Here is a 761-nt window from a genome sequence, read left to right on the forward strand (position 1 = left end):
GAGAAGAAGAAACTGTGTTTGTCGGCTGAGGAGTTACCTGTGGCTTCTCTTGCACTTGATTCTGCAAAGTTTGTGCCGGCTTTTCTTCAGCTTGCGTTGCCGCAACTTGTTGTGGCTGAGCTTGAGGAGCCGAAGCTACTTTTGCTGTACCACCAGCGACTAGCGTGATATCTGGCTTTCTTTCATTGCCAATACCTGTCGCAACTACAGTCACACGGATTTCATCTGTCATATCTGGGTCTAGAGAAGTACCGATAACCACGGTCGCATTGTCAGATGCAAATGCCTTCACTGTGTTACCCACTGTCTCAAACTCATCAAGACGCATGTCCAGACCAGCAGTGATGTTAACAAGAACACCGCGAGCACCAGCAAGATCGATATCTTCTAGAAGTGGGCTAGAAATTGCCATCTCAGCCGCTTCTTCGGCTCGGTCTTCACCTTTCGCAATACCACTACCCATCATCGCGTGACCCATTTCAGACATCACTGTACGTACGTCTGCAAAGTCGACGTTGATCATACCAGGGCGAGTGATTAGCTCGGCGATACCTTGAACTGCATTCTTAAGAACGTCATTCGCACTCGCAAATGCTTCAAGCAACGTTACGCCACGACCAAGAACTTTAAGTAGCTTCTCGTTTGGAATCGTAATTAACGAGTCAACGTGCTTAGATAACTCATCGATGCCTTGCTCAGCAAACGCTAAACGCTTTTTGCCTTCAAAGCTGAACGGTTTTGTTACAACCGCTACAGTCAGA

The 761-nt window shown here is 47.6% G+C and carries 1 protein-coding gene; it reads right to left on the minus strand.

Features of this window, described 5'->3' with window-relative positions:
- Positions 1 to 761 (minus strand): cell division protein FtsZ (locus R7Q11_RS25910; RefSeq protein WP_225466968.1); only part of this gene is annotated, 761 nt, incomplete at both ends.

The organism is Vibrio sp. 970 (assembly GCF_033339075.1).